The sequence below is a fragment of the uncultured Algoriphagus sp. genome (assembly GCF_963974835.1).
Classification (GTDB): Bacteria; Bacteroidota; Bacteroidia; order Cytophagales; family Cyclobacteriaceae; genus Algoriphagus.
Window position 1 is genome coordinate 164,554 of record NZ_CAXBET010000010.1, and the last position, 6,572, is coordinate 171,125.

The window sequence follows — 6,572 nt, forward strand, 5'->3', positions numbered from 1 at the left end:
TACCAGCCAAATATAAGAAATGAAATTTTTTAGAAAGGCTTAAAGAGCTGTCTGCTCCGGAATAAGCAAGGAAGCGATTGCTCCTTCTTTCAATGCATAATGGGAGCAGGTGATGAAATCCACTTCAATATATCGCAAAATAAACTCGATCAAACTTGAAGCGACCACGATCATATCTACTCTCATTGGAATCATACCAGGAATCAGGAGGCGCTCTTCCTTGTTTTTACTCAAAATCATACGATGAATCGCCTCGTATTCTTCTACGGGAAGCTCAAATACATGCCGTCCAGTGAGTTTGCATTGGAGCATGGATTCGAAGTAAATGTCTGTCAGGGTGTCAAAAGTGCCTGAAGCTCCGACAAGACCTAAAGGTTTGTATTTTTGAATCGCTTCGATTAGCGGCTGAAGTTTTTCTTCCAAATAACCTTCCAGCTTATCGATTTCTTCAGGTAAAATAGGGTCATGGTAGTGAAAAAGCTCCAGTAGACGTTGGCCACCTATTTCAAAACTTTGTTTCCAAAATGACTCCTGACTGTTGCCTATAATAAATTCTACAGACCCTCCTCCGATATCCATCATCAAATCAGTCTGTCCATTTAGTGAGCCTGACAATCGGATTCCTTGGTAAATCATCTGAGCCTCTTCCTCGCCGGATAATACTTGAATGTTTATTCCAATAGTTTCCTTGACAGTTTTGACAAACTCAGGACCATTTTCAGCATTTCGAACTGCACTAGTAGCAAAAGCAAAAACCTGATCTATGTGCTCGCCATCGATCAGGTTTTTGAAATGTTTAAGCGTATGATAAGCTCGTTTTAAAGCGTCTTCAGCAAGATTGTTTTGGTTAATTCCACCTTTACCCAATTTGACAGGGATTTTCTCCTTGTAAATTGTTTTAAAAGTTACATTATCTAATTCTACCAATAACAAATGAAATGTATTGGTGCCCATGTCAATTACCGCCGCCTTTCGGGTACTCATACGCTGCCAATTTTAAAGATGGGCGAATATAGAAAGTTATTTGAAATGAGGACTTTTAACCTTTGTTTTATTACTCAGTTTTTTAAAAAAGCAACTGGTTAACTTAGACTTGAGCGTACGGACATTTCTGTATAGTCATTTTTTTTAGCAGGCAGTGACGAGCTATCTGGATTTCCTCATTCCTTATCATTTTTTTCCATAGCTGCTAAAGCCTGCTATATTTGAGCTAGTCTAAAAACTATACTATGAGCAATCAGGATAAACCCAATTATATTTTACCTGGAAACGAAGGGAAGATCGAAGTACTCAAAAAGAAAAATGCGGAAGCATTACTTGGTGGAGGAGAAAAAAGAATAGCTTCTCAACATAAGAAAGGAAAACTCACTGCTCGCGAGCGTGTGGAGTTACTGTTGGATGAAGGCACTTTTCAGGAGATTGATAAATTCGTCATGCACCGGGCAAAGGATTTTGGTCTGGACAAAGAACATTATCTGGGTGATGGCGTGATTACCGGATATGGAGAGGTGAACGGACGATTGGTCTATGTGTTCTCCCAGGATTTCACCGTTTTTGGCGGTTCTCTTTCCGAAACACATGCAGAGAAAATCTGCAAGATCATGGATATGGCAATGAAAAATGGTGCTCCATTAATTGGATTGAATGATTCTGGCGGAGCTCGAATCCAAGAGGGTGTGAATTCACTTGGCGGATACGCCGATATATTTTATAGAAATACACTTGCTTCTGGAGTTGTCCCTCAGATCTCTGCGATCATGGGCCCATGTGCTGGTGGAGCAGTTTATTCCCCCGCGATTACTGACTTTATATTAATGGTGGAAAACACCTCTTATATGTTTGTGACTGGGCCAAATGTGGTTAAAACCGTCACTCAAGAAAATGTTACCGCTGAGGAACTTGGCGGGGCTTCAGCTCACAGCACTAAAAGCGGTATGACTCACTTCGCTTGCGCAAATGAATTGGAATGTATCCAGCATATCAAAAAGATCTTGAGCTACATGCCTCAGAATTGTGAGGAAATCGCTCCAGTTTATCCTTATGAACTATTGGAGGATGAAAGCCGAGAGGAGCTTGATAGTTTGATTCCGGATAACCCAAATCAGCCGTACGATATTCGTGATGCTGTTAAAGGAATCGTGGATGAGGATTCATTTTTAGAGGTTCATGAAAACTTTGCTGACAATATTGTTGTTGGCTACGCAAGGATTGCGGGTAGAAGTATAGGTGTTGTTGGTAATCAACCTCAGTCTATGGCTGGAGTTTTGGATAACGATGCTTCAGTGAAAGCTGCTCGCTTCGTAAGAACTTGTGACAGTTTCAATGTCCCACTTTTGGTTTTGGTAGATGTCCCGGGATTTTTGCCAGGCACAGATCAGGAATGGAATGGGATAATCGTCAATGGAGCCAAATTGCTGTATGCTTTCTCAGAAGCAACTGTCCCTAGAATTACGGTGATTACCAGAAAGGCTTACGGGGGCGCTTATGATGTGATGAATTCCAAGCATATTGGAGCTGATTTGAATTTTGCTTGGCCGACTGCTGAGATTGCAGTAATGGGGGCAAAAGGGGCTTCGGAGATTATTTTCAAGAAAGAGATCGCCGAGGCTGAGGATCCGGAAGCCAAACTCCAGGAGAAAGTAGATGAGTACACGGCTAAATTTGCGAATCCTTATCGAGCAGCGCATCGAGGATTCATAGACGAAGTCATAATGCCTTCAGAAACTCGCATAAAACTTATCAAAGCCTTCAAAATGCTGGAAAACAAAGTCGATAAAATCCCAAGAAAGAAGCATGGGAATATTCCGCTATAATAAATTCAATTATCAATTTTCAAATACAATTTTCAATGGATTCGAATACCTTTTTATATAAGTATCTCAACAACGCTTCCCCAACTGGTTTTGAAGCTTCAGGTCAGCAGATTTGGCTGGATTATGTCAAGCCATTTGCGGATGACTATTTCACGGATAATTATGGAACTGCTGTTGCGGTGATCAATCCAGAGGCTGAATACAAGGTTGTGATCGAAGCACATGCGGATGAGATCAGCTGGTTTGTGAGCTACATTAAGGATGACGGATATATCTATGTGCGTCGTAATGGAGGTTCAGATCATATGATTGCTCCATCCATGCGGGTGAATATCCATACTGATAAAGGTATGATTCCTGGAGTTTTTGGCTGGCCTGCTATTCATGTGAGAAAAGAAGGAAAAGAAGATACGCCTACTTTGGATAATATCTTCATTGATGTAGGAGCTAGATCAAAAGAGGAAGTGGAGGAAATGGGGATCCACGTAGGATGTGTGATCACATTTAAAGATGAGTTGACTGAATTGAATGGTAAATTCTACTCTGGCAGAGCGCTTGACAATAGAATAGGTGGCTACATGATCGCCCAGGTTGCCAAAAGAATCAAGGAGAATAATAAGGAACTGCCTTTTGGACTCTATATAGTAAATGCAGTTCAGGAGGAAATTGGTCTTCGTGGCGCTCAGATGATCGCTGCCAAAATCAAACCTAATGCTGCAATTATCACTGACGTTTGTCATGATACCACTGCTCCTCTATATAATAAAGTGACAAGTGGTGATTACACAGCTGGCAAAGGACCAGTGTTGCCAGTTGGAGCTTCTGTACATAAGAAGTTACTTGATTTGATTATTGCCACGGCAAGAAAGAAGGAGATTCCTTTCCAGAGAGCTGCGGCATCTAGAGGTACAGGTACAGATACGGATGCATTTGCCTATTCTAATGAAGGGGTGCCATCGGCTTTGATCTCACTGCCTTTGAAATACATGCATACTACAGTTGAGACTGCAAGTAAGGATGACATCGAGCAGGTTATCACCCTGATGTATGAATTCTTAATTGATTTCGATCCAACTTTTGATTTTAGATATATAAAATAAGTCTGCGGTCCTCAATCATCTCGATTGTGGACCGTTTTTTTCTTCATGGAATATATTGATCAACTCAATCGAAGCATTTCTATAACGAATCTTCCTCAGCGGATCATTTCTCTCGTTCCTTCACAAACAGAACTGTTGGTTGATTTAGGGCTGGAGGATAGAATGGTCGGAGTGACCAAATTTTGTGTTCATCCTAAGGGTCTGAAAAAGCGCAAGGTCATCGTTGGAGGAACAAAGAATTATAGGATGGATGTGATAGACTCATTGAGACCAGATTTGATTATTGGTAACAAAGAGGAAAATGAGCAGAATCGAATTGAGGAATTGATGGAAAAGTATCCTGTTTGGATGAGTGATATCTATACACTGGAAGATAGTTTAGAAATGATCGGGAGTTTTGGAAAAATGCTTAATGTAGAAGAAAAGGCTCAAGAAATCATTAAGCAGTTGAAGGTGGATTTTGCTTTACCACATAAAAGAAAAGAGAAGGCTGTTTATTTGATTTGGAATGATCCCATCATGGTTGCAGGGGCGGATACCTTTATAAATGAGATGTTGAGTTTTGCAGGATTTGAGAATTTGATCCAGACTTCTAGATATCCACATCTTACCATTGAGCAGCTGATTGATTTAAATCCTGAAAACATTTTACTTAGTTCAGAGCCTTTTCCATTTAAAGATTCCCACATTCAATATTTTCAATCGCTTTTGCCAGAGGCTAAAATTAAATTAGTGGATGGGGAGATTTTCTCATGGTATGGCAGCAGATTGTTGAATGCCAAAACTTATTTTGAGAATCTATAAAATGATTGGAAAATGGAGAACACGATACTGTTTACCGTTCATGAAAAAATTTATTTAAGCAAAGGACTTTATTGAAAAAATCAATTAACTTTTGACTTTAATCAGTTCGTAACTAACAGTTCTATGAAAAATACAAAATATGCTTGGGTGGCTTTATTTGCCTTAGCTTGGTCATGTGGTCCTAAGCCAGCAGAAGATTCCGTTACCGAAACAGTAGTTGAAGAAGTACTGGTCCCTGAGAATTCACTTACAGAAGAGGAAAAGACCGATGGCTGGATGCTACTTTTCGATGGAGTAAACACCGATGGCTGGAGAGCATTCAATGGAGATAGTTTTCCATCAGATGGTTGGACTGTAGAAGACGGCGCTTTGAAAGCATTAGGTAAAGGTGGAGATATCGGAGGTGATATTGTTTTTGCACCGGTGGAATTTGAACAGTTTGAGATGGAGTGGACTTGGAAAATCGCTCCTGGAGGAAATAGTGGAGTACTTTATCACGTAGTGGAAGACCCAAAATATCATGCTCCTTACGAGACAGGACCTGAGTATCAGATGATCGATCAGCTAGGTTTTGCAGAACCTTTGGAGAAATGGCAATCAATTGGTGCGGATTATGCAATGACTGAACCGAATTACGAAGGTGCCGTGAAGCCAGCAGGCGAATGGAATACTTCAAAGATCATTTTCTCAGAAGCGGGATCTAGCTATTATTTGAATGGGCAGAAGACAGTTGAGTTTGTTCCTTACTCTGAAGAATGGACTAAAGCACGTAATTCTGGTAAGTGGAATGACTACCCTGATTATGCTATATCAAAAACTGGTTTGATTTCACTTCAGGATCATGGAGCTGAGACTTGGTTCAAAAACATTAAAATTAAGAAACTATGAAATGGAGCATGACAGTAATCATCCTGCAAAAGTTTGATTATTGTCATGCGAGATTCTATGTGACATTTGAAAGACAAATTATAAACATATGAAAAAGGTATTAGTGATGTTGCTTTTAGTAGCATCTGTGAATTTTGCTTACGCGCAAAAGAAAGTAAAGCTCTTTAATGGAGAAGACTTGACAGGCTGGACAATCTATGGTACAGAAAAGTGGTACGTAGAAGATGGTTTGCTAATTTCTGAAAGTGGCCCAGATAAAGGATATGGGTATTTGGGAACGGATGAGAATTTTGATGACTTCGAAATTACCCTTGAATTCAAGCAGGAGGCTAATGGTAACTCCGGTGTTTTCATTAGGTCTACAGTAGATGGAACCAAAGTTTCTGGTTGGCAAGTTGAAGTGGCACCTCCAGGTCACGACACCGGCGGGATCTACGAATCATACGGTAGAGGTTGGTTAGTGAAGCCTGATCCGGAAAAAGATAAGTATTTGAAGTTCGGAGAGTGGAACAAAATGAGAATCGTTGTTAAAGGTGATAACGTTACTTCATACCTGAATGGAAAAGAGATGGTAAACTTCTCTGACGCAAAAATAGCCGAAGGAAAAGGGGGTATATGTCTGCAGATCCATGATGGCGGTGGGATTAAGGTTTACTGGCGAAATATTGTTTTGAAAAAGCTTTAATTTTCCAATACCTATAGATTAAATGCCCTGATGATTCAATCATCAGGGCATTTTTATTTTGCAAAAACTTTTCCCCGTCTCTATCAGGAGTTTAAGTGTAAAGGAGTTAAAACTCTTAGATATTTATTGCCATTTCAATAAAAGTCCTGATATTTGCACTCCCAAACGACGCGAACGGCGCGGGGACTGAGGAGTAAGAAGCTCAGTAGATATTGAAAATAAATTAATTTGCTGCGGGGTTTGGAAGTCAAAAATGAGTTCTTACCTTTGCGCACCCATCTG

At 40.2% G+C, this 6,572-nt stretch carries 6 protein-coding genes; 5 read left to right on the plus strand and 1 reads right to left on the minus strand.

Translation table 11 applies throughout. The features are described from left to right. Positions 1-39 precede the first annotated feature (39 nt). Positions 40-984, minus strand: coding sequence for an exopolyphosphatase (locus AACZ73_RS17790; RefSeq protein ID WP_339879947.1), 945 nt, complete (start codon positions 982-984; stop codon positions 40-42). A 245-nt stretch (positions 985-1,229) separates the two neighbouring features. Here AACZ73_RS17790 and AACZ73_RS17795 point away from each other — a divergent pair, with 245 nt between their 5' ends. From AACZ73_RS17795 to AACZ73_RS17815, 5 genes are all read left to right on the plus strand, one after another. Further along, a complete protein-coding gene (locus tag AACZ73_RS17795) occupies positions 1,230-2,813 on the plus strand; it encodes an acyl-CoA carboxylase subunit beta (RefSeq protein WP_339879948.1) in 1,584 nt (527 codons plus the stop codon). A 35-nt stretch (positions 2,814-2,848) separates the two neighbouring features. After that, entirely contained in the window at positions 2,849-3,913 is a 1,065-nt protein-coding gene (locus AACZ73_RS17800) for a M42 family metallopeptidase (protein WP_339879950.1), read from the plus strand. Positions 3,914-3,958: 45 nt separating this feature from the next. Further along, positions 3,959-4,717, plus strand: a complete 759-nt coding sequence (locus AACZ73_RS17805; RefSeq protein ID WP_339879951.1) for a helical backbone metal receptor — start codon at positions 3,959-3,961, stop codon at positions 4,715-4,717. A gap of 123 nt (positions 4,718-4,840) precedes the next feature. Then, positions 4,841-5,605, plus strand: coding sequence for a DUF1080 domain-containing protein (locus AACZ73_RS17810; RefSeq protein WP_339879952.1), 765 nt, complete (start codon positions 4,841-4,843; stop codon positions 5,603-5,605). 88 nt (positions 5,606-5,693) lie between these two features. Beyond that, positions 5,694-6,290: a DUF1080 domain-containing protein gene (locus AACZ73_RS17815; protein WP_339879954.1), complete on the plus strand. Its 597-nt coding sequence runs from the start codon at positions 5,694-5,696 to the stop codon at positions 6,288-6,290. The last annotated feature ends 282 nt before the right edge of the window (positions 6,291-6,572 follow it).

Coding starts and splice junctions, on each gene's coding strand:
- AACZ73_RS17800 (WP_339879950.1), top strand. CDS start 2,849: ATGGATTCGAATACCTTTTTATATAAGTATCTCAACAACGCTTCCCCA.
- AACZ73_RS17810 (WP_339879952.1), top strand. CDS start 4,841: ATGAAAAATACAAAATATGCTTGGGTGGCTTTATTTGCCTTAGCTTGG.
- AACZ73_RS17795 (WP_339879948.1), top strand. CDS start 1,230: ATGAGCAATCAGGATAAACCCAATTATATTTTACCTGGAAACGAAGGG.
- AACZ73_RS17815 (WP_339879954.1), top strand. CDS start 5,694: ATGAAAAAGGTATTAGTGATGTTGCTTTTAGTAGCATCTGTGAATTTT.
- AACZ73_RS17790 (WP_339879947.1), bottom strand. CDS start 984: ATGAGTACCCGAAAGGCGGCGGTAATTGACATGGGCACCAATACATTT.
- AACZ73_RS17805 (WP_339879951.1), top strand. CDS start 3,959: ATGGAATATATTGATCAACTCAATCGAAGCATTTCTATAACGAATCTT.